Origin of the sequence: Rhodopseudomonas sp. BAL398, from assembly GCF_033001325.1 — a bacterium.
Classification (GTDB): domain Bacteria; phylum Pseudomonadota; class Alphaproteobacteria; order Rhizobiales; family Xanthobacteraceae; genus JARJEH01.
Genome location: NZ_CP133111.1, coordinates 3,725,021 through 3,747,841 on the forward strand (window position 1 = coordinate 3,725,021; position 22,821 = coordinate 3,747,841).

Sequence of the window (22,821 nt, forward strand, 5' to 3'; positions counted from 1 at the left end):
CAGACGTCGCCGCCGGGGTGGCCCCGGACTACTCGTTGCGCGCCACCGCGGTCAGCCTGCCGACATTCTTCAAAAGGATACGGCCGCGCTGCAGGTCGAGGATGCCGTCCTTGCGCCAGCTCTGCAATTGCCGGTTGACGCTTTCGCGCGCGGCGCCGACGAAGACGCCGAGCTGCTCTTGCGAGATGTGCACCTCGGAGCCGAAATCAGACGCCAGCGCGCACAGCCGGCGCGCCAGCCGCACCGGCAGCGGCTGCAGCACCGATTCCTCCATGCGCTCGCTCATCCACCTGATCCGCTGGCACAGCAGCGCAATCAGTTTCAGCGCCACTTTCGGCTCGCGCTCGAGATGGCCGAGAAAATCTTCGCGCCGCAGCACGAACAATTCAGTCGGCTCGCTCGCGGCGGCATCCGCGGTGCGGCTCTCGCCGTCGAGCACCGCGACCTCTCCGAACAGATCGCCGGGCCCCTGGAAATTCAAGGTCAGACGGCTGCCGTCCGGCGCGCCGGTTTCGATCCGGATCTGGCCGCGCCGGACGCCGAACAGCGCGTCGCCGGCGTCACCCTTTTGAAACAGCATCTCGCCGGTCGCGAGCTGCCGGGTATGGCAGAGCCCGGAAATGCGCTGCAATTCGTCGGGCCCGAGATCCGCGAACATCGGGTTCATCTTCAGGATCACGGCAAATTCGGCCTGTTTGGTCATGGCAATAATGTCCAGCCCTGGCACGATTGGATTGGAAACAAAGACGCCTAGGTGGCGCCGCATAAAAGTGGACTGTGTCACAAGTCACATAGCTTTGCAGCCCGGCTGCGGTATTTTTGTCGGCCCGGCAGTCAGGCCCGTTGGTCTGCCGAGAACATGAAACGACGATCTGATCGATGTTCGTCCGGAGCTGGCGCCTCCGCGAACGGCTCCATCAATGTCGGGGCGCCATTGCGTGAGCGGGCCGGCGGCGGCAACATTGGCGTAGCTTGGTCCGTTGGGATGATGAGATGAAAGTGGTGAAGATCGGCCTTGTCGGAATCGCGATTGCGGTCGCCGCTATCATGCTGCTGCTGGCGATCGGAATTCCGTCGGGCTGGGTCAATTCGCTGATCCAGAATCGTGTCGCGCGCGACATCGGTTACCGGATCACGGTCGATGGCCCGACCAAAATCTCGCTGTTTCCTGGGCTGGGCGTGACGCTGCACGACGTCTCGCTGCAACGCCCGCAGCAGGATGATCAGGACAGCCGTATCACCATTGCCAGCCTGCGGGCCGCGCTGCCGCTACGCAGCGTGATCGCAGGCCATGCGCAGGTCACCGACCTCACGCTCACCCGACCGGTGATCCACGTACCCTTGCTGCGCGACCGCGGTGCGCCGGCCGCGCCCGACAAGAATTCGGCCGCCGAACCGCAGCCGCGGACGATCAGCGTCGATCACGTCAGCATTGTCGACGGCGCCGTGGTGTTTGCCAACGCCCGCGACGGCGTCGCGCAGCGCATCGACGGCATCGATTCCGAGATCCGCAGCGCCCCGGAGCAGCGCATTAGCGCCACCGGAAAGGCCCGATTTGGCGACCACAGTCTCGGCTTCGCGATCAAGGCCGCAACGCAGGGGCCGGCGCGGCAGCCCGTGCCGGTCGAACTGACCCTCGACGCGCCGGACCTGCTAAAATCCCAACTCACCGCAAAGGCCGAGATCCGCCTCAACGACGCCATGCTGCAGATCAACGGCCTCAGCGGCATGCTGGGCGACGAGCAGTTCAATGGCTGGGCCTCCGCCGACTTGGCCGGCAAGCCGCTGCTCAAGCTCGACGTGGATTTCCAGCAGCTGGATGTTGCGATGACGCCCGCGCCGCCGCAGCCCGGCGAGCCGTGGAGCGATGCCCCGATTGATCTCTCCGGCCTCAACTATCTCGATGCCCAGATCCGGCTGTCGGCCGCCGATCTCAAGATCGGCGAGGCCCGCTTCGCCCCGGCCTTGATCGACGCCAAACTGACCAACGGTGCGATGACCGCGCAATTCACCGATCTCGGCGTCTATGGCGGCAAGGCCGATGGCGCCTTGGGCATCGACGTCTCGACGCCAACGCCATCCTACACACTGCGTGGCGACCTCAAGGACGTGCGGGCCTTGCCGCTGCTCAGCGGCCTTGCCGAATTCGACAGGCTCGACGGCAAGATGCAGGCAAAGATCGCCGTGACGGCGAGCGGCGGCAGTCAGCGCGCGATCATGTCAGCGCTGAACGGCACCGCCTTCGTCAATTTCAGCGACGGCGAAATTCGCGGCCTCAACGTCGCCAAGATGATTCGCACCCTCACCTCCAGCACGCTGACGGGCTGGCAGGAGAGCAGCACCGAGGCCACCGACCTGTCGCAGCTCAGCGCCTCGTTCCAGATCGACCAGGGCAAGGCAACCTCCTCGGACCTGTTGCTGATTGGCCCGCTGGTACGGATGACCGGCGCCGGCACGATCGATCTGACCGCCAAATCGCTGGCATTCCGGGTCGAGCCGAAACTGGTGATGACCACGCAGGGTCAGGGTCGCAGCGGCGATCCGGTCGGTTTCGGCATCCCGGTGGTGGTCGATGGCCCCTGGAACGCACCGCGGATCTTCCCCGACGCCGCCGGCATTCTGGACAATCCGGACGCGGCTTACGCCAGGCTGCGCCAACTCGGCCAGGGCCTGTTCGGTGCGCTCGGCGGCCAAGACGCAAGCGGCAGCGGCGCGCTTAGCGGCGAGCTTGGCAAGACGCTCGGAAAGCTGATCCAGCAAGGGCTGGATGGCCAGCAGCCCGGCGGCCAAACGCCCGACGGCCGCGAGCCCCGCGGCATCGCGCCGCAAAACCCCGCGCCGCAATCCGAGACAGGGCCGGGCGCACCGACCAATCCTGACGACGACGCGGCGATGAACGCGATCATGAAGCGGCTATTCAACCGCTGACCGGCCGCTCTGGCCAGAATTGCGTCACTTCGGCCCGCGCCAGCCCATGCCAAATTGTGATAATACAAGCGCGGCCCCGGTCGGCCGCGCGGATCCTGGCGCCCTGCCCGGCGCTGACTCCGCAATCGGGATCGGCGCGCGGAGGATCGCGCTCGCACAAGGAAGTTGGATGGTCGGCGTCAGCGACAGGATCTGGTTTCGGCGCGGCGGGTTGTTCGCCAAATACGTGATCTCGCTGGTCGGCCTCGTCGTGTTCGTGCTGGCGGTGAACGGCGCGCTGGAAATCTGGATCAGCTATCGTGAGACCCGGACGTCGCTGCTCACCACGATGGCCGAGAAGGCCGAGACCACCGCGCGGCGCGTCGAGCAGGCGATGGACGATCTGGAGCGGCAGATCAGCTGGGTGACCCGCGCCAGCGTGGTGACGATCGCGCAGCGCCGCGCCGACTACACCCAGCTGATGCAGCAGGTGCCGGCGATCAGCCAACTGGTCCAGATCGACAGCGACGGCCGCGAGGCGCTGCGGCTGACGCGCTCGACCGTGTCGCTCGGCAGCGGCGCGGATTTCTCGCGCGACCCGCAATACACCGCGCTCGGCAACCGCAACGTCGCGTTCGGCAAGGCCTATTTTCGCGGTTCCCGGCCGTTGATGTCGATCGCTGTCAAGCATTCCGGCCGCGACGCCGCCATCACCGTCGCCGAGGTCGATCTGGGTTTCCTGTCCGGCCTTGTCGGCGATGCCCAGGTCGGCAAGGTCGGCACGGCCTATCTGGTCGATCCCGACGGGTTGGTGCTTGCCAGTTCCAGCCATGCAGAGCCTCTTGGCGAGGACCTCTCCGGGCTGCCGCAGGTGGCGACGCTGCTCGGCAATGGCCGAGAGCTCGCGACGTCGGGACAGGACCGCGAGGGACATGCGGTGCTGGCGGCGGCGCAGCCGATCCCGCGGCTCGGCTGGTTCGCGCTGTTCGAACAGCCGCGCAGCCAGGCGCTGGCGCCGGTGGGCGATCTGCTGCTGCGGATCGCACTACTGATCGGCTTCGGCCTGCTGGTGGCGATCGTCGCCGGAATGGTGCTGGCGCGCCGGATGCTGATTCCGATCCGCGCGCTGGGCGAAGGCGCCGGCCGGCTTGAGGCCGGCGATTTCGACCATCGCATCGAGGTGCGCACCTCCGACGAGCTGGAGCAGCTCGCCGATCAGTTCAACGCCATGGCCGGGCAATTGCGGGAAACCTATTCCGGCCTCGAATCCAAGGTCGAAGAGCGCACCGCCGATCTGGCGCGCTCGGTCAACGAACTCAAAGTGCTCGAGGAGGTCGGCCGCGCGGTGGCGTCGTCGCTCGATCTCGACGCCGTGCTGCCCACCGTCGCGGCGCGGGCGCTGGAGATCACCCATGCGGATGCGGTGCTAATCTACGATTACGATCCGGCGGATCGCAGCTTCGGCCTGGTCGAGGCGATCGGGGTCGATACCGCGGCCGATCCCGCCGGCGCCTATGCGACGATCGCGGAGGCCAGCATTCTGGGTGACGCCGCGCTGCGCGGCCGCCCGATCGCGGTGCCGGATCTGGCCGCGGCCGAGGACCATCCGCTCAAGCATCTGGCGATCGCCGCCGGCTTTCATTCGGTGCTGGTGGTGCCTTTGGTCGACCAACAGGGCGTGCTCGGCTCATTGATCGTGCTGCGCAGCGGCGTCGGCGAATTTTCCGCCAACCTCACCGGGCTGATGCGCACCTTCGCCCATCAATCGGTGCTGGCGATGCGCAATGCGCGGCTGTTTCACGAGGTCGATCAGAAGGGCCGCGAACTGGAAGCCGCGCACGACACCGTTCAGCAGCAGGCCGCCAAGCTGCAGGAGCAGACCGACCAACTCAAGAACTGGAACAGGTCGCTGGAGCAACGGGTGGACAAGCAGCTCGGCGAGATCGAGCGGATCCGCCGGCTCGAGCGCTTTCTCGCCCCGCAGGTGGCGCAGCTGATCGCGTCTTCCGACGGCCATGATTCGCTGCTCGACAGCCACCGCCGCGAAGTCACCGTGGTGTTTTGCGACCTGCGCGGCTTCACCGCCTTCACCGAAAGCTCCGAGCCCGAAGAGGCGATGAATGTGCTGCGCGAATATCACGCCGCCCTTGGCGAGCTGATCTTTCGCTATGAGGGCACGCTCGACCGCTATGCCGGCGACGGCGTGATGGTGCTGTTCAACGCCCCGATCGCCCTGGCCGACCACACCAAGCGCGCGATCAAGATGGCGGTGGAGATGCGCGATGCGATTGGCGAACTGACCGAGACTTGGCGCCGCCGCGGCCATAGTCTCGGCTTCGGCATGGGCATCGCGCTGGGCTATGCGACGCTGGGCCAGATCGGCTTCGAACGGCGGCTGGAATATGCGGCGATCGGCAGCGTCACAAACCTCGCCTCGCGGCTGTGCGACGAGGCCAAGGCCGGGCAGATCGTGGTCAGCCAGCGCGCCTTCGCGATGGTCGAGCAATGGGCCGAGGCACGGCCGATCGCGCCGCTGTCGCTGAAGGGCTTCGCCCGCCCGGTGCCGGCGGTGGAAATCCTGCGCTGGCGCGAAGCCGCCGACACCGACACCGACGTCGCGGGCCTTGGCGGCGGCGCCGCGTTCCAGTAAAATTTGCCGCGATGGCGCGCGGGGACGCGAAAGGAAGTGATGATGACCAGCCTTGCCCCGATCGATCGATCCCGCCGACGCCCGCTGCACCGCTGCGGCGCGCTGCTGGCCTTGCTGGCGATCTCTACGATGACGCAGCCCGTCCGCGCCGCCGAGGAGGCCGAGCCCGGCAAGGGCGCCGCCGTCACCGTGGTCAAAGCCGGCAAATCCTGCTTTGCGGCGATCGTCGACGTGTTCGGCATTTTGATCCCGCGCGAGGAAGTCGCGATCCGCCCTGATCGACCGGGCTCGAAGGTGACCGAGGTGATGGTCGAGGCCGGCCAGACCGTCACCAAGGACCAGCCGATGGCCCGGTTGGCGACGCTCGACGGCAGCAGCGTGACGGTGCAGGCGCCGGTCGCCGGCCTCGTCAGCGACTCTTCGGCGGTGATCGGCACCATCGCCTCGGCCAAGGGCGAGGCGCTGTTCAGCATCATCACCGGGAACCAGTTCGACCTGGTCGGTCAGGTCCCGGTGTCCGATCTGCCGAAGCTGGCGATCGACCAGCCCGCCAGGATCAAGATCGTCGGCGCCGACGAGGTCGACGGCAAGGTCCGGCGCATTGCGGCGACGATCGAACCCAACACCCAGCTCGGCCAGGTGTTCGTCGCGGTGGACTCGTCAGAGCGGCTGCTGAGCAATGCCTCGGGTCGCGCCATGATCAAGACCGGGGAAAGCTGCGGCATCGCGGTGCCGCTGACCGCGGTGCTGTACAGCCCCGCCGGCACCGTGGTCCAGGTGGTGCGGCGGCAAATGGTCGAGACCAAGCGGGTCGAGGTCGGGTTGATGTCCGGCGGCCAGGTTGAAATTCGCGAAGGCCTCCAGGACGGCGACATCGTGGTGTCGCGCGCCGGCGCGATGCTGCGCGAAGGCGACCCGGTGCGCCCGGTGCTGGCCGCCGACGCCGCGGCGAAGTAGGTCGTGGGTTATACCGACGCCGCATTCGAACGGACAGATTCAAACAGCCACGCGCCAGCGTTCTCGCGGGCGAAGCGCGAGGGCAACTGTTAGTTCTTCCCCCGACGACGGCTCAGCTTGGGGACGGCCTTCTTCGTATCAGTCTTGACGTGCCTGTGGCTCCCCCACCCGACCCGGCCCGCTTCGCGTGCCGGGCCACCCTCCCCACAAGGGGGAGGGAGAAGAGGTGCGGACCTCGCTGGTTATGACTTGCAGGGTGGCCGCGCGCCGCGGCCAAGAAAGGTTACCGCTACGCCGCAGCCTCTATCCCTCCCCCTTGTGGGGAGGGTGGCCGGCCGGAGGCCGGTCGGTTGGGGGTGGCAGCACGGCAAGGATTTGCGTCATGACGCCGTCCAGATTGGCGTCGATCTCGGAATTCCAGAATCGCAAGACCCGAAAGCCCTGCGCGCGCAAAAACGCGTCACGCGCCTGGTCGGCGCAGGCGCCATCAGGCATGCCGTGCTGGCCGCCATCGGCTTCGATCACCAGCTTGGCGTGGAAGCAGATGAAATCGACGATGAAGCGGTCGACCGGGGCCTGGCGGCGGAAGTGATAGCCGCCCGGTTTCAACGCGCGCAGTCTCACCCACAATCTGGTTTCCTGCGGGGTGAGATTTTTGCGGAGCGCGCGGGCGATGGTGTTGGCCACGGGCGTTGTCCTTGGCTGGACCAAGGGTGTGGCAGGTCAGAGGGATCGTCAAGGGGCTGGCGTGGTAACAGGAGGGGGTTGTTTGTAACTCCCCCACCCGGCCCGGCCCGCTTCGCGTGCCGGCCCCCACCCCCACGAGGGGGAGGGAAGCCACCACGCCACGCTGCTCGGCCATGCGGAGATTGGGAGCCATATTCTCCGCACAGCACGCGGTAAATAGCCTTGCCACCACGGGGTAAGAGCGATATTCTCCGCTAGAGGCGCGGCGAATATGGCAATCTACATCCATGAACGCGACGATTGGCCCAATTTTTCCTGGGATTCGGCGGCATTGTCCCGATTGCTCGGCGAGGTCCGGCATCGGCAAGGCAGGCTGCTGGGCCGCATGCAGCAACTCGGCTTTGCGCTGCGCGAGGAAGCCATCCTCGCGACGCTGACCGAAGACGTTTTGACGTCGAGCGAGATCGAAGGCGAGATTCTCGACAAGACCCAGGTCCGCTCGTCGATCGCTCGACGTCTCGGCATCGATGCCGCGGCTCTGAGCGCCGCCGACCGCGACGTCGAAGGCGTCGTCGACATGATGCTCGACGCCACGCAAAACTATCAAGAGCCACTCACAGCCGACAGGCTGTTCGCATGGCACGCCGCGATGTTTCCAACCGGGCGCAGCGGCATGCGCAAGATCATCGTTGGTGGATGGCGCGACGGAGCGCGTGGGCCGATGCAGGTCGTCTCCGGGCCGGAAGGCCGCGAGCAGGTCCATTACCAGGCCCCGGATGCTTCCCGCCTCGACGCCGAAATGAAATCCTTCCTCGACTGGTTCAACGGAGATGACGGCACCGATCCGGTTCTGCGCGCAGGACTGGCGCATCTGTGGTTTGTCACGATCCATCCGTTCGAGGACGGCAACGGACGAATTGCCCGCGCCATCGCCGATATGTCGCTCGCGCGTTCCGAATACAGCGCGCAACGTTTCTACAGCATGTCAGCGCAGATCCGGGTGGAGCGAAAAGCCTATTACGACTTGCTCGAAGCGACGCAGAAAGGCTCGCTCGACGTCACGCCTTGGCTCGACTGGTTCCTGCATTGTCTGGATCGCGCCTTCGGCGGGGCTGAAGACGTTCTGGCCGCGGTGTTCCGCAAAGCCGAATTCTGGAAGAAACACGCCACCGCCCCCATCAACCATCGCCAGCGCGACATTCTCAATCGCCTGCTCGATGGCTTCGACGGAAAACTCACATCCTCGAAATATGCGACCATCGCCAAGATATCGCCGGATACGGCATTGCGGGACATTACCGACCTGGTTGAACGCGGCGTTCTTGTCAAAGACCAGGGCGGCGGCCGTAGCACTAGCTATTCTCTTGCCGAGTAGTGAGCGGGACAGCCGGCAGCCCGTAGCAACCATTAAGCGGGCTGCTGTTCGACCCAGGGCGTTCCTCGCTGGACGACGGTGTTGACGAAGATCAGCATCTTCCTGGCGCAGGCGACGAGTGCGACTTTGTGGGGTTTGCCTGCCGCGGTGAGCCGCCGGTAGAGGGCGATCAGCCTGGCGTTCCAGCGGAACGATGCGGCGAGCGCTGCGGCGAATAGGCTGCTGCGCACGCGGGCGCGGCCGTCCCTGATGTGGCGCGCGCCGACGCGCTCGGCGCTGTCGTCGTCGAACGGGGCGAGGCCGGCCAGCGACGCGATGTGCTCACGCGAGACCCGTCCGATCTCCGGCATCCGCACCAGAATGGCGACGGCAGTGCGCAGGCCAACGCCGTTGACGCTTTCGATCAGGTCGAGACGGCGAGCGAGATCGGCGTGCTGCCGGATCGCCTGCACCAGAATGGCGAACTCGGCCTTGAGCACGGCTTTGAACTGCAGGATGCGGTCTTGCCAGATCTGGCGCAGCCGCGGATCACGGCAGGTCTCGCATCGGGTCTTGAAGCAGACGATGTCCTGGGTGATCTGCTCGATCACGGTCAGGTGCATCGCAAAGGCCGCCAAACGCGGGTCCGGCGGGGCGTGCACAACGCGGGTCTCGGTGGCGCAGGCTGCGATCAACGCCGCGTCGATGCAGTCGTTCTTGGCCCGCTTGCCGTGGAATTTGGCGTAGGCGCGAACCTGCGCCGGCTGGAACACGATCACCACGAAGCCGTCGGCGCGGAGCTGCTCGACCACCGGCTGCTCATAGCCGCCGCTGGCTTCGATTCCGACCCGGCCGATCTTTTGTCGGCGCAGCCAAGAGGACAGCCGACGATGGCCCTCGGCGGAGTTCTCGATCTGCAACTGCTCCGGACGGTCGTCGATCGCCACATCGAGCTTGCGTTTGCCGGTATCGATTCCTGCGCTGGCCATGCTAGTCTTGGACATCTTCGTCGACCCTCCCTTGTTTTCCGAACCCATGGTTCCTTCAACCATCCGGGTCAGATGAAGAGCCGATCGCGATCCTGCTACACACTTCAGCCCTCAAGGCTGCGGTGGGCTTCGATCCGACGACCGGCGGTCCGGTCCGGGTGGCCGCCCGGGCCGGACCATTCCTCACGGAACGGGCCGATCGTAACAGTCATTGCTGATACAAGGGTGGGTTAGCGCGTCGCGCGTAACCCACCGGGCTGAGCAATACGGAAAGATGGTGGGTTACGGCGCAATGCGCCTAACCCACCCTACGCTCTGCTACGCGCTCCGCGCCAATGCGCCGTCGATCATCGCCACCGCGTTGGGCAGGCCATAGACCGCGACGAAGGAGCCGAAGCGGGGGCCTTTTTCCTGACCGAGCAGCACCTGATACAGCATGTTGAACCAGTCCAGCGCCACGCCGGGCTTGCCGTCCTTGGCGGCTTTCTTGTGGTCGAGGAACGGCTCGCGGCGGCCGATCTCATAGACCACGTCCTGGATCGCCTCGGCGCTGGCATCCGCCGGCAATTGCGACAGCGCGTCGCGCAGATCCTGCAACGCCACCCGCTCCTGCTCGGTCGGCTCGCGGAAGGTCTTGGTCGGCGCGACGAAATCACGATAGTAATTGATGGCGTAGCCGACCATGGCGTCGAGCTTCGGATGGGTGGCCGGCGTCACGCCCGGACGATAGCGGCCGATGAAGCCCCACAGCGTCTCGGCGTTTTCGGCGTTGGACGACGACACCAGCGTCAGCAACAGCTGGAACGTCACCGGCATGTCGGATTTCGGCGGATGACCGGCATGGATGTGCCAGACCGGATTGGAAAGCTGCTGCTTGGCATCCTGGCGCGCAAAACCGTCTAGGAATTGCTGGTAATCGTCGACATTGCGGGGGATCACGTCGAAATACAGCCGCTTGGCCGCCTTCGGCTCGCGATACATGAACAGCGACAGCGATTCCGGCGAGGCGTAGCGCAGCCATTCGTCGATCGTCAGGCCATTGCCCTTCGACTTGGAAATCTTCTGACCCTTGTCGTCGAGGAACAGTTCGTAGTTGAATCCTTCCGGCGGAGTGCCGCCGAGCGCGCTGCAGATCTTGCCCGACAGTTTGACCGAATCGATCAGATCCTTGCCGGCCATCTCGTAATCGACGCCGAGCGCGGTCCAGCGCATCGCCCAATCCGGCTTCCATTGCAGCTTGCAATGGCCGCCGGTGACCGGAACGGTGACGCGCTCATTGGTCTCCGGATCGTCATAGGAGATCGTGCCGGCGCCGGCGTCGTGCGCCACGATCGGCACCTGCAGCACCACGCCGGTGCGCGGGCAGATCGGCAGGAACGGCGAATAGCTGGCGGCGCGCTCCTGGCGCAGGCTCGGCAGCATGATCGCCATCACCTTGTCGAACCGCGCCAGCACCTGCAGCAAGGCGGCGTCGAATTTTCCCGAAGTGTAGTAATCGGTCGAGGAGGCGAATTCATAGTCGAAGCCGAAGGCGTCGAGAAAGGCGCGCAGCCGCGCGTTGTTATGCGCGCCGAATGACGGAAATTCGTTGGAATACGGATCCGGAATCCGGCTCAGCGGCTTGCCCAGATGTGCGGTCAGCATCTCCTTGTTGGGCACATTGTCGGGCACCTTGCGCAAGCCGTCCATATCGTCGGAAAACGCCAGCAGCTTGGTCTTGATCTTGTCCTCGGTCAGCACCCGGAAGGCATGGCGCACCATGGTGGTGCGGGCGACCTCGCCGAAGGTGCCGATATGCGGCAGGCCCGACGGACCGTAGCCGGTTTCGAACAGCACCTCGTCCTTGGGGTTTTTCTTCAGCCGGGCCACCAGCGCCCTGGCCTGCTCGAACGGCCAGGCATTGGAGGTCTCGGCGAGCGCGCGCAGCTCGCTCGGGCTGGTGGACAATTCAAACGTGGACATCAATGGGCTCCCGGGCCGCTCGAAGGTGGGGCGTCTTTGCGAGCGAAGCGAAGCAATCCAGAAGGCTGCAGGATCAGACTGGATTGCTTCGTCGCAAGAGCTCCTCGCAATGACGCAAAGTGACGCTTTGGCTGTGATGCGTGGATCAAGTCCTGCTCTCGAAATATCAAAAAGGGCTGACGGGAAAATAGCGCAGCCACAGGTCGGTATATTGGCCTTTTTCCCAGACCCGGAACAACGCCCAGTTCAGCGCGTGGCGCAACAAATCGTTGCCCTTGCGGACCGCGATGCCGACGCCTTCGCCGAAATACCGGCTCTCGACGAACGGCCCGCCCGAAAACGCGCAGCAGCCGGCGGAATCGGTGCCGTTGATCCAGAACGCCAGCGCGATCGCGTCGCCGAAGATGAAATCGACCTCTCCGCGCTGCAGCGCCTGCCGCATCGCTTCGGGGCTGGGATAGGAATGCAGTTCGGCGTCGGTGAACAGCGCCTTCAAATAGGCCTCTTGCGCCGAGCCGGCAACCGCGCCGACCTTCTTGCCTTCGAGATATTCCGGGCGCATGTCGGGAATCACCGAATCCTTGCGCGCCACGAAGCGGGCCGCGGCGCGGTAATACGGATTGGTGAAATCCAGCCGCGCGCGCATCTGCGGCGTCACCGCCAATGAGGCGATGATGGCGTCGCCGCGATTGCTGGAGATGGCGTCGAACAGGGTTTCGAACCGCCGCATCTGCACCGTGCAGGTGACCTTGATCTCCTCGCACAACAGCCGCGCCAGATCGACGTTGAAGCCGGCCGGCTTGCCGTCGGCGCCGGTGAAGTTGAATGGCGGATAATCGGTCTCGGTCATGAAGCGGATCACGGTGAGGCGCGACAGGTCGGGGCGATCCGGCCGCCGCCGCGGATCCCAGAATCCCGGCACCGCTTTGGGCGTCGGGTCCGACAGCCCTTTCGGCGCCGTCTGCGCGCGAGCCGCGTCGAACGACGCCGCCCCAAGCAGCACGAGCACCGTCAGCATGGCCGCGCCGATGCGCGGCAATCTTCCGTTGATGGGTGAAGCAATCTGTGGTTGCATTAAAGCTGACCTTCGAATGGACGGTCTTATAGACCATCCATCGGAAGACGCGAGGGCCGTTTGACGGGATGGGACGGGCGGGGGTCGATGGCGCAGCTTGACAATAAGCACTTCCAGACCGCGATGGCGGCGATCGACGACATCAACAGCACCACCGACGAGCGCGCCATCGCGACAGCGGTGCAGCGCGCCGTCGGCGCCTTCGGCTTCGAGCATTTCTGCTGCGCGATGCCGAAAAGCAATCAGCGCCAGAACTTCGATGCCTGCGTGCTGATGAACCGCTGGCCGAGCCGCTGGTTCGAGATGTACCGCAATTGCAACTTCCAACTGCACGATCCAATCGCGCGTTACACAAGGTCGCAATCGCGATCGGTCTACTGGTCCGAGATCCCGATTCCGGACGAACCGACGGCGCGCTCGATCATGACCATCGCGGCCGGAGAACATCGATTGCGCCACGGCCTCGCCATCCCGATCCACGGGCTCAACGGCTATCAGGCCGGGATCTCCTTCGCCGGCTTCGAGATCGAGCAAAGCGGCAGCGTCCGATCGGCCATCGAGCTGATCGCGATTTTTGCCTTCAACAAGCTCACCCATTTGAAGACGGAAACCGCCGCCCAGGACAAGATCCTGACGCCGCGACAGCGCGAGATCCTGAGCTGGATCGCGGTCGGCAAGACCGCCTGGGATATCGGACGGATTCTCGACATCTCGCAGGATACCGTGAACAAGCTCGTCGCCGCCGCGATCGAGCGGCTCCAGGTCACCAACCGGACACATGCCGTCGTCGAGGCGATCCGGCGCCGGGAAATCGAGATCTAGCGCTGTCAATACCTAGTTCTCGGAATCGCTAAAATTCCGGCAACCGCGATGCTCCCTCCTCTGGGATGGGAGTATTTTGCAATGATCCGGATCGTCGACAACGCGAACCGAACACGCTACGCGAAATCGCTGGATCAGCATTTTCAAATGCGTCACAAAATTTTCGTACAGGAGCGCGGCTGGACGCAATTCGAGCAGGGCACGATCGAGACCGACGCCTACGACAATGCGCACACGATCTACGGCCTGGCGATCGACCATCAGGACGACGTCGTCGGATGCTTCCGGCTGTACCCGACCACTCTTCCCCATATGATGAGCGAACATTTCGCCTGGATGGTCGACGGGCCGGTGCCGCAGCGGCCCGATCTGCTCGAGGCGTCACGCTATTCGATCATGCAAGGGCGGCGCGACAGCCGCACCTACCAGGAATTATTTCTCGGCATCGTCGAATATTGCCTGTCGCAAGGCATCACCGGCGCCACCGCGCTGGCGCGCACCCTGCGCGTGCCGGTGCTGCAAAGCATCGGGATGATCGTTCGGCCGCTCGGCTTGCCCGCGGATGTCGACGGCGAGAGCAACGTCGCGGTGCTGATGGAAACCAGCGAGGAAAGCCTGGCACGCATCCGCAAGAATGCCGGCGTCGTCGGTTCGGTTCTGGAATCGACCGAAACCCTTGCCAATCGGGTGGCCTGATCCTCAGCGCCGGCCGGCACGTCGTCGCCGCATCTGCGCCCGCAACCACGATCCATCATCAACCAAGGAGCGCCGCCGGATCGCGGCGGGCTCCAGCTGTGTCCAGATCCACCTGGTGTTCAAGGGAGCAACCCAATGTCAAATAAGAAGCAGATCAATGAACTCAGCTCCCTGATCGATGAGACCTACAAGCTGGCGCTGCAACTCGATCAGCCCATGGCGGCCTATTTGCTATCGATGGCCAGCCTGGAGGTTGCAGAGACGATCGAAGGCAAGACACGCAAACGACCGCCCCCGATGACCCACTCGCCGTTGCAGTAGACCGGCGCCGCCGAAGCAAGTCGTGCGCGTCGATCAGCACCACCCGAAGGCCAGCTTTCGCCGGTACAGCGGGGCGCAGATGTCTCGGCCGGATCGAGAGGGACCGCGGCGACCCGCCTTCCTCGCCCGCTTGAACGCGGCGCCGGGCGGCGCCCCCGAACCCGGCAATGACTGGCAAGGCGGCAGAATCGACACCTGCATCGACACCGACATCGAAAGCTGCATCGACAGCTGCGTCGACACCAGCCCGGCATCCGAGCTGGATTGCCTGCGCGGCGTGCTGGCGCCCGCCTTGCTGGACGCCGCCGAGCACCGCGCCAGGGAACTGAATATCGGCGCCGACCAGGTCCTGATCCAATCTGGCATCATTGAGGAAGCCGCCTATCTGGAGCGGCTGGCGGCGCATCTCGACATCGCCACCGAAAGCTTCGCCACGATCCGCCGCGCCGATTCGCCGTTGCGCGATGATCAGATCCCTCACGCGGCGGCCTGCGGATTGATCCCGCTGCGACGCCCGGACGGCGCGTTGATCTGGACGCTGGCGCCGCGCCGGCTGGCGTCGCGGACGCTATGCCATCTGGTGGCGAGATATCCCGACGTGAGGCCGCGCACGCGGATGACCTCGGCAGCGTCGCTGCAGCAATTCCTGCAGCAGCAAGGCGGCGAGGCGCTGGCCGACGCCGCCACAATCCATCTGCGGCAGGCATTTCCAATCCTGTCGGCGGCGCCGTCGAAGCCGCAACCGCGCTGGCGCCAGCGTCTCGGGCGCGGCGCCGGCATCGTGGCGCTGCTGATAGTGCCGCCGGCGCTGCTGCCGGCAGCCTGGAGCACGATCATGGCGCTGTGGTTTCTGGCGTTTAGCGGGCTGCGGCTGATGGTCTGTGTATGGCCGCGAGCACCCGCGGTGCAATTGCCGCGGCTGCCCGACCACCAATTGCCGGTCTACACCGTGATCGCAGCCCTGTACCACGAGGCCAATTCGGTCGCAGCCTTGATCCGTGCGATCGATGCGCTGGACTATCCGCGCGAGAAGCTCGACGTCATTCTGGTGGTCGAGCCGAATGATCTGGCGACCCGCGCGGCGATCGCGCGGCTGCGCCCGAAGCCGCATCTGCGCGTGCTGATCGCGCCGCCGGACAAGCCGCAGACCAAGCCGAAAGCGCTGAACTATGCGCTGGCCTTTGCGCGCGGCAGCTTTATCGCGATATTCGACGCCGAGGATCGCCCGGAGCCGGGCCAATTGCACGCCGCGCTCAGCGCGTTCCGGACTCATGGCGCCGACACCGCCTGCGCCCAGGCCAGCCTGTGCGTCGACAACATCAGCCATAGCTGGCTGTCGCGCACCTTCGCGGTCGAATATGTCGGACAATTCGACATGCTGCTGCCGGGCATGTCCGAGCTGGGGCTGCCGCTGCCGCTCGGCGGCAGTTCGAATCATTTCCGCACGTCGGTTCTGCGCGAGGTCGGCGGCTGGGATCCGTTTAACGTCACCGAGGACGCCGATCTCGGCCTTCGCCTCGCCCGCTTCGGCTATCGCTCGGTCACCTTCGCCTCCACCACCTTCGAGGAAGCGCCGATCGCATTCGGCAATTGGCTGCGCCAGCGTTCGCGCTGGATGAAGGGCTGGCTGCAGACCTGGCAGGTCCATATGCGCCATCCGCGGCTGCTGTGGCGCGAGGTCGGGCCGGCCGGGTTCGTCACGTTGAACGTGATCGTCGGCGGCAATGTGCTGACCGCGCTGGCCTATCCGATCCTGCTCGGCGCCGTGCTGACGTCGCTGCTGAACATCCCCCTGACGCTGCCGTCAGCGCTGGTGCCAAGCTGGTCATCGCCGCTGCATCTGGCCTCGGTGATGACCGGCCTGCTCTCGACCGTGGCGGTCGGCCTGTGGGGGTTGCGACGACGCAAGCAATTGCGCCGCGGCTGGATCATGGCGCTGACGCCGCTGTACTGGCTGTGCCTGTCGATCGCCGCATGGCGCGCGGTGGCGCAATATGTCTGGGCGCCCTATCAATGGGAAAAGACCGAGCACGGCGTCGCCCGGCGCGAGCAGACAGCCGCGCCCGCCCAATCCGCCGTCGCGACGCGCGGGCAGCGCCGGGCGCGCTACAGGTAGCGTTTCAGGTCGGTGGCGGCTTCCTCGGGCTTGCGCTTCAGGTTGAACGGCGCGACGAAGTTGCCGTCGCGATCCATCAGATAGATCAGCGCGGTATGATCCATCGTGTAGTCGCCATCCTTGAGCGGCACCTTCTTGGCATAGACCCGATATTCGGAGACGATCTTCTGTACCGCCTCGGCGCTGCCGGTCAGGCCTTTCAGATGCGGATCGAAACTGGACAGATAATCCTTCATCGCCGCTTGGTTGTCGCGCTCGGGATCGACCGAGACGAAATAGGCATTGACGTGGTCGGCGTCCTTGCCCATCGCCCGCAACACTTCGGAGATCTCGAACAGCGAAGTCGGGCAGACGTCGGGGCAATGGGTGAAACCGAAGAAGATCAGCGTCGGCTTGCCCAGCAGGCTCTTTTCGGTGACGGTCTGGCCGGTCTGGTCGGTCAGCTGGAACGGGCCGCCGATCGATGCCGGCGCGGTGACGCTGCGCAGCCCGCCAAGCATCCACAACACCACCACCAATCCGATCACGAGGCTGCCGGCGAAGGCGGCGATGACGACGAGAGGCCGGGTGCTTTGTGCTGACATCGGGTTTCCTTGCAAAGATTGCGGCTGTCCGGACGACCGCCTGAGATCGCCATCGCGGCGATCCGCCACCAGCATGGCGGCCCGCCGCGCGCCGCGCCCGGACCAGGGCGCGCATCGCCGTTCCAGATAGAGCCAGTGGCCGCATCGGGCAAGCGCCCGCGGCGGCGCGCCGATCAATTGATGCGGAGAAGCCGCGATTTGCGGCGGACGTCAGCGGGCCGCGGAGGCCCGGGCGTCGAGATAACAGGGCTTGTACATCGCCATCAATTGCCGGCCGCGCAGAAAGATCATGTGCGGCGTCAGCCCGCCGCGACGCGCGATCCAGCGGCGGATCTGGCTCGGATACATCGAATACAGCATCTCGGTGGCTTCACGATTGGTCACCGCGCGGCCGTTCTCGCCGCGATCCCAGGCGGCGTGAAAGCCGAGGCGGGCTTTCGAGGTGACGCAGATCTTGTCGTGCGGCACCGCGCCCAGCACGATCGTACAGGCCGAGGCGCACAGGCCGTCGATGATCACGGTTTCGCCCGAGCTGCGCAGGCCCTGATATTTGTCGACATAGGTCCCGATCCGGCCGCCGCGGTCCTCGACGATCCGCACCACGGCATGACTCGACGCCACCCCCGCGAGCAGCAGCACCGCCGCCAGCAACCCCGTCACCAATCTCATGACCAGCCCCAATCCAAGCCCGGCTTGCGAAACGACTGCACCGACCAACGCCTGAGCGTCGCGATTCAGATCCAGGTCAGGGTGTTGCGTGATCTGAATTTTGTCCAGACAGCGGCACTGTTTCAAATCAGATTCAAATCGAGTGTTGCAGGGGGGATGCACCTCCGGGAACCAAAGTCCCGATTTGAAACAGAGGGTTCGGCATCGCGATCCGCCGACCACACACGGCTGGTCGGACGCATTGCCGTGGCATCACCGCGGGGCGTCGACCGCATGTCGCAGGCCATGTGAAGAGCACGAGAGGAATCTGAAAGCGCTCTCGAACGCCCGCGGATCTCGCCCCGACCCTTCGCTCAGTCGGGCCTCCCGGCCATGTCGATGCCCAATAATTAGACATGCATGATTGCAAATTAATCACCATATATTTCAACTTCAATATGCATTTTTGCACTTCGCGTTGCACAACTCGGCATTTCCATATGGCCTGATTGGGCGATGATGGCGCCAACCGAACATCCCAGTCCAGGCTGCGGTTTGGCGAGAAGGCACAAGCGACATGCGCAAGGCACTCTCAACATCGACCACGAACAGACTCCGGCGCGGCGCCGAATTGGCGATCGGTCCGCTGCTGCTGATCGGCGTCTGGTGGCTCGCGGCGAAGGGCGGATGGGTCAACAGGGATCTGCTGCCGTCACCGGTCGACACTTTGCGCGATACCGCCGCGAACATCTGGTCCGGGTCGATGACCAAGGACTTCTCACGGACGTTGATGCGCGTGGTGTATTCGATCGTCATTGCCATCGTCGCCGGCGTCCCGATCGGAATCGTGCTCGGCGCCAAAGCCGCCGTTTACCGCTCGGTCGAATTCATCATCGATTTCTTCCGCTCAACGCCCGCCACCGCGTTGTTCCCGCTTTTTCTGCTGCTGTTCGGGCTCGGCGATCTCGCCAAGATCGCGGTGGCGTCGTTTGCCGCCTGGCTGGTGATCGTGTTCAACGTCGCCTACGGGGTGATGAACGCACGCCAGACCCGCATTCTCGCCGCCAGATCGATGGGCGCGTCATCGCTGCGAATCTTCCGCGACGTCATCTTCTATGAGACGCTGCCGCAGACCTTCGTCGGGCTGCGCACCGCCGTCTCGCTGGCGCTGGTGGTCATCATCGTCGCCGAAATGTTCATCGGCGCCACTGATGGCATGGGCCATCGCATCATCGACGCCCAGATCTCCTATTCGCTGACCGACATGTACGGCTCGATCCTGGTGTCCGGCGCCATGGGGTATGGGCTGAACCTGGTGCTGTTGTTTCTCGAACGCTCGATGATCCATTGGTCCGGCAAATAGCTGTTCCTTCTGAAGTGTCCCTCAAGGAGTACATCCCGATGTCAAGACACGTTCTATTCGCCGCGGCCGTCACGGTTGCGCTTTCCACGGCCGGCGGCGCGCAAGCGGCCTGCGAGAAAATGGACAAGGTGACGTCGGCCTGGCTGCCGATCATGCAGACCACCGCCTATTACGTCGCGCTCAATGAAAAGCTGTTCGAGAAGGCCTGCATCGAGATCGACTCCAACAAGATGGAGTCGCCGAACCAGATCATCGACGCACTGATCGCAGGCCGCGCCGATTTCGGTCCGCCCGGCGCCGCGGCCGGCATCGCGATGATCGCGGAATCGAAATTCCCCGGCAAGCTGAAGATCTTCGGCCTGCAGGGCGGCGGCATCAAGGCCGACCGCATCAATGACGGGCTGATCGTCAAGCCGGACAGCCCGATCAAGTCGTTCGCCGACCTCAAGGGCAAGACGCTCGGCCATGTGCCCGGCATCCAGTGGCGGACGATTTCGCGCCACATGGTCCGCGCCGCCGGGCTCGATCCCGACAAGGACGTCAAGCTGATCGATCTGGCGGTCGCCATGCAGGTGCCTGCGGTCGTCGGCGGCAGCGTCGACGCGACGCTGTCGCTCGAGCCGGTCGGTTCGATCGCGGTGGCCTCCGGCAAGGCGATCCGCGCCGTGACCAATCCGTGTTCGGCCGTGATCGCCGATCCGTTCTATTCCGGCGCCTCAGTGATGACCACCAAGTTCCTGAAGGAGCGGCCCGAGGTCGCCAAGCGCGTCGTTGCGGTGATCGATCAGGCCACCGATATGGTGAATGCCGATTTCGCGAAATACAAGACGGTGCTTCCGACCTATACGGCGATCAAGGCTGATCAGCTCGAACTGGTGGCGCAACCATATCTTCGCGGCTTCAAGGATCTCAACGACACCGACATCAAGTCCTATCAGGCGCTGGTCGACATCTTCATCAAGGAAGGCGTGATGGACGGCCCGTTGAACGTCCGCGACAAGCTGTTGACGAAGGCGGAGCTCGGTAATTGAGCGCGAGCAGCACCCAGAGCTCGGCGATCAAGGCCGACGGCTTGACGACGGCGGCGACGGCAGAGCCGCCGTCGTCACCGGGCGGGCGGCGGACGATGATGACCATCCGCGGCCTGCGCAAGAGCTTCAACGACACCGCCGTCTACGACGATTTCGAACTCGACCTGCCGCTCGGACATTTCATCTCGATTTTCGGCCCGAACGGTTGCGGCAAGAGCACCCTTATCAACATGGTCTCCGGGCTGATGCCGATGGACGCCGGCGAGGTTCTGTATGACGGACAGCGCATCAGCGAAACCCGGATCTCCTACGTGTTTCAGAACTATCGCGAGGCGCTGTTCCCGTGGCTCCGGGCGATCGACAACATCCATTACCCGCTGAAGGTGATGGGGGTGCGCCGCGCCGAACGCGACCGCCGCATCGAGAAACTGCTGGCCGATTTCGAGATCCGGATCGACCTCAATGCCTACCCCTATGCGCTCTCGGGCGGTCAGCAACAGACGGTCTCGATCATTCGCGCGCTGGTGACCGAACCCGAGGTGCTGTTTCTCGACGAGCCGTTTTCGGCGCTCGACTACGAGATGACGATTTCGATGCGCGAGCAGCTACAGAAAATCTTCATGAAGACCAAGACCACCATGTTGCTGGTCTCGCACGATCTGGATGAGGCGATCGAGCTGGCCGACAAGGTCGTGCTGCTGACAAGGCGGCCAACCAGGGTCGCCGAGATCGTCGACATCGAGCTGCCGTGGCCGCGCAATCTGGACGTGACCACCGGGGAGAACTTCATGGCGCTGAAGCGGCACTGCCTCGATCGCTTCTGGCAGGAAGTCAAAAAGTGAGCAGCTAACGACAACGACCGAGATTGCGCGATCGCCGTCACGATGCGGCGGGCTGATGCGCCTGACGTAACACCTATCACTGGAGATAAAGATGACGAAGCGCCGTTTTCGCGCCGCCGCGGTACAGACCCTCGCCCGGCTTGGAGATTTCGACTACAACATCACGCTGGCCACACGCTATGTCGAGGACGCAGTGCGGCAGGGCGCCGAACTGATCGTGTTTCCCGAATGCATGGACACCGGCTATCTGTTCGATTCGCCCGCGCATTGCCGCGAATTGGCCGAGACGCTGACGGATGGCCCATTCGTCAAGGCGCTGTCGGCGCTCAGCCGCAAGCACGGCGTCTATATCGCCTCCGGCATCACCGAATGGGATCCGGCGAAGGAGAAAATCTTCAACACCGGCATCATGTTCGACCGCAAGGGTGAACTCGCCTGCCACTACCACAAGCAGTTTCTCGCGACCCACGATCAGAACTGGTTCTCTTTCGGCGAACGCGGCTGCCCGGTGGTCGACACTGATCTCGGCCGGATCGGCCTGCTGATCTGCTTCGACGGCCGTATTCCGGAAATTTTCCGCTCGATGGCGATGCAGGGCGCCGAGGTGATCGTCGACATGGCGAATTTCTTCGCGATGGACCAGGCCGACATGTGGGGCCCGGCGCGCAGCTATGAGAACGGCGTCTGGCTGGTTGCCGCCACCAAGGCCGGCTATGAGCGCTCGATCTATTATCCGGGCGGCAGCATGATCGTCGACCCCAAGGGCCAGGTGGTGTCGAAGGTGCCCTACGACACCCACGGCATGTCGATCGCCACCATTGATCTTGACGCCGCCGCCGACAAATCGATCTATGCGGCCAATGACAAGATCGCCGATCGCCGGCCGGAGACCTACGGCATCATGGCGCTACCCTATGCGCAGACGCCGGTGTACCGCATCGCCGATCAGCCGCTGATCCCGTCGCAATCCGTCACCAAGGTTGCCGCGGTGCAGATGCATGTGACCACCGAGGCAACCGTCGCCGACGTGCTCGACATGGTCGATCACACCGCCAAGCTCGGCGTGAAGGTGCTGGTGCTGCCGGAATACGCCTTTGCGCCGCAATACATTCTCGCGCCGGACGAAGCCGCCGCGCTCGCCGACCAGAGCGCGGCGAATCTATCAGGGGTGTCGAAGATCGCCGCGACCTATGGCTGCCTGATCGCCACGCCAATCATCGAGCACGCCGCCGCCGGGCTCCATGTGACGACCGTGCTGGTCGGCCCGGACGGCAAGGAGATCGGCCGCTATCGCAAGACCCATCTGACCGCCGACGAGCGCAAATGGGCGGTCGCGGGCGATACCTATCCGGTGTTTGACACGCCGTTCGGCCGCATCGGCGTGATGTCGGGCTATGACGCGGTGTTTCCGGAGACCTCGCGCTGCCTGGCGATCGGCGGCGCGGACATCATCCTGTGGCCGGCGGCGTTGCGGGAGCCGTTCGAACGCGAGCTGCTGGCGGTGCCGCGCGCCGAGGACAATCGGGTGGCGGTGGTGCTGGCCAATCGCGTCGACTGCCCCTACCCCGGCGGCAGCGTGGTGATCCCGCCGACCGGCTTCCCGCAATGGGACATCAACATTGCGGCGCCGCGGGTGTTCAAGCTCGGCGCGGTGATGCCCAAGCATATCGACCTGGCGGTGTGCCGGCAGAAGCTGATGATTCCGAAGGTCGACATGTTTGCAAACCGGCTGGTGGACACTTACGCTCCGATCGTCGCGGCCTAGCCGGTCCATCTCGGGCCGGCGGTTCGCCGCATCCAAAGCCGTCGGCCCAGGC

Annotated in this window: 19 protein-coding genes; 12 read left to right on the forward strand and 7 right to left on the reverse strand. The window is 64.6% G+C overall.

Annotation, left to right across the window (positions count from 1 at the left end):
- Positions 1 to 28: 28 nt before the first annotated feature.
- Positions 29 to 703 carry a Crp/Fnr family transcriptional regulator gene (locus RBJ75_RS17585; RefSeq protein ID WP_044413899.1) on the reverse strand — a complete coding sequence of 225 codons (675 nt, stop codon included), beginning with the start codon at positions 701 to 703 and terminating at the stop codon, positions 29 to 31.
- 290 nt (positions 704 to 993) lie between these two features.
- Between RBJ75_RS17585 and RBJ75_RS17590 the strand changes: the two genes are divergently transcribed.
- From RBJ75_RS17590 to RBJ75_RS17600, 3 genes are all read left to right on the forward strand, one after another.
- Entirely contained in the window at positions 994 to 2,928 is a 1,935-nt protein-coding gene (locus RBJ75_RS17590) for an AsmA family protein (protein WP_044413896.1), read from the forward strand.
- 169 nt (positions 2,929 to 3,097) lie between these two features.
- Positions 3,098 to 5,557 carry an adenylate/guanylate cyclase domain-containing protein gene (locus tag RBJ75_RS17595; RefSeq protein WP_044413893.1) on the forward strand — a complete coding sequence of 820 codons (2,460 nt, stop codon included), beginning with the start codon at positions 3,098 to 3,100 and terminating at the stop codon, positions 5,555 to 5,557.
- A gap of 39 nt (positions 5,558 to 5,596) precedes the next feature.
- Positions 5,597 to 6,514, forward strand: coding sequence for an efflux RND transporter periplasmic adaptor subunit (locus RBJ75_RS17600; RefSeq protein ID WP_411194471.1), 918 nt, complete (start codon positions 5,597 to 5,599; stop codon positions 6,512 to 6,514).
- Between the two features lie 303 nt (positions 6,515 to 6,817).
- Here the strand turns inward: RBJ75_RS17600 and RBJ75_RS17605 are convergent, their stop codons facing one another.
- A complete protein-coding gene (locus RBJ75_RS17605) occupies positions 6,818 to 7,201 on the reverse strand; it encodes an endonuclease domain-containing protein (protein WP_044413890.1) in 384 nt (127 codons plus the stop codon).
- Between the two features lie 271 nt (positions 7,202 to 7,472).
- On the opposite strand from RBJ75_RS17605, the gene RBJ75_RS17610 reads away from it, so the two are divergent.
- Positions 7,473 to 8,576: a Fic family protein gene (locus tag RBJ75_RS17610; RefSeq protein WP_044413887.1), complete on the forward strand. Its 1,104-nt coding sequence runs from the start codon at positions 7,473 to 7,475 to the stop codon at positions 8,574 to 8,576.
- Between the two features lie 32 nt (positions 8,577 to 8,608).
- Here RBJ75_RS17610 and RBJ75_RS17615 read toward each other — a convergent pair whose 3' ends face one another.
- From RBJ75_RS17615 to RBJ75_RS17625, 3 genes are all read right to left on the reverse strand, one after another.
- Positions 8,609 to 9,559 (reverse strand): IS110 family transposase, encoded by a 951-nt coding sequence (locus tag RBJ75_RS17615; protein WP_317528511.1) that lies wholly within the window; start codon positions 9,557 to 9,559, stop codon positions 8,609 to 8,611.
- A 303-nt stretch (positions 9,560 to 9,862) separates the two neighbouring features.
- Positions 9,863 to 11,506: a lysine--tRNA ligase gene (locus tag RBJ75_RS17620; protein WP_044409866.1), complete on the reverse strand. Its 1,644-nt coding sequence runs from the start codon at positions 11,504 to 11,506 to the stop codon at positions 9,863 to 9,865.
- A 166-nt stretch (positions 11,507 to 11,672) separates the two neighbouring features.
- The gene (locus RBJ75_RS17625) at positions 11,673 to 12,524 is read right to left on the reverse strand and encodes a transporter substrate-binding domain-containing protein (protein ID WP_411194472.1); all 852 of its coding nucleotides are present in this window, start codon (positions 12,522 to 12,524) and stop codon (positions 11,673 to 11,675) included.
- Between the two features lie 144 nt (positions 12,525 to 12,668).
- Here RBJ75_RS17625 and RBJ75_RS17630 point away from each other — a divergent pair, with 144 nt between their 5' ends.
- The 4 genes from RBJ75_RS17630 to RBJ75_RS17645 all read left to right on the forward strand — a co-directional run bounded on the left by RBJ75_RS17630 (position 12,669) and on the right by RBJ75_RS17645 (position 16,536).
- Positions 12,669 to 13,403, forward strand: coding sequence for a helix-turn-helix transcriptional regulator (locus tag RBJ75_RS17630; protein WP_044409870.1), 735 nt, complete (start codon positions 12,669 to 12,671; stop codon positions 13,401 to 13,403).
- A gap of 147 nt (positions 13,404 to 13,550) precedes the next feature.
- A complete protein-coding gene (locus tag RBJ75_RS17635) occupies positions 13,551 to 14,099 on the forward strand; it encodes an acyl-homoserine-lactone synthase (protein WP_160297930.1) in 549 nt (182 codons plus the stop codon).
- Between the two features lie 135 nt (positions 14,100 to 14,234).
- Positions 14,235 to 14,420: a hypothetical protein gene (locus tag RBJ75_RS17640; RefSeq protein WP_044409875.1), complete on the forward strand. Its 186-nt coding sequence runs from the start codon at positions 14,235 to 14,237 to the stop codon at positions 14,418 to 14,420.
- Between the two features lie 79 nt (positions 14,421 to 14,499).
- Complete coding sequence (locus RBJ75_RS17645) at positions 14,500 to 16,536, forward strand: glycosyltransferase family 2 protein (protein WP_080900994.1); 2,037 nt, start codon at positions 14,500 to 14,502, stop codon at positions 16,534 to 16,536.
- Here the strand turns inward: RBJ75_RS17645 and RBJ75_RS17650 are convergent.
- Positions 16,527 to 17,120: an SCO family protein gene (locus tag RBJ75_RS17650; protein ID WP_044409920.1), complete on the reverse strand. Its 594-nt coding sequence runs from the start codon at positions 17,118 to 17,120 to the stop codon at positions 16,527 to 16,529. The two genes, RBJ75_RS17645 and RBJ75_RS17650, sit on opposite strands and share 10 nt — an antisense overlap.
- A gap of 210 nt (positions 17,121 to 17,330) precedes the next feature.
- Positions 17,331 to 17,789, reverse strand: coding sequence for a hypothetical protein (locus tag RBJ75_RS17655; protein WP_044409877.1), 459 nt, complete (start codon positions 17,787 to 17,789; stop codon positions 17,331 to 17,333).
- 556 nt (positions 17,790 to 18,345) lie between these two features.
- Here RBJ75_RS17655 and RBJ75_RS17660 point away from each other — a divergent pair.
- From RBJ75_RS17660 to RBJ75_RS17675, 4 genes are all read left to right on the forward strand, one after another.
- Complete coding sequence (locus RBJ75_RS17660) at positions 18,346 to 19,131, forward strand: ABC transporter permease (RefSeq protein ID WP_044409880.1); 786 nt, start codon at positions 18,346 to 18,348, stop codon at positions 19,129 to 19,131.
- A gap of 38 nt (positions 19,132 to 19,169) precedes the next feature.
- Entirely contained in the window at positions 19,170 to 20,162 is a 993-nt protein-coding gene (locus tag RBJ75_RS17665) for an ABC transporter substrate-binding protein (protein ID WP_044409883.1), read from the forward strand.
- Positions 20,159 to 21,004, forward strand: a complete 846-nt coding sequence (locus RBJ75_RS17670; RefSeq protein WP_234707384.1) for an ABC transporter ATP-binding protein — start codon at positions 20,159 to 20,161, stop codon at positions 21,002 to 21,004. Before RBJ75_RS17665 ends, RBJ75_RS17670 begins: the two co-directional genes overlap by 4 nt.
- Positions 21,005 to 21,095: 91 nt before the next feature.
- On the forward strand, positions 21,096 to 22,769 hold the full coding sequence (locus RBJ75_RS17675) for a carbon-nitrogen hydrolase family protein (RefSeq protein ID WP_044409885.1): 1,674 nt from the start codon (positions 21,096 to 21,098) through the stop codon (positions 22,767 to 22,769).
- The last annotated feature ends 52 nt before the right edge of the window (positions 22,770 to 22,821 follow it).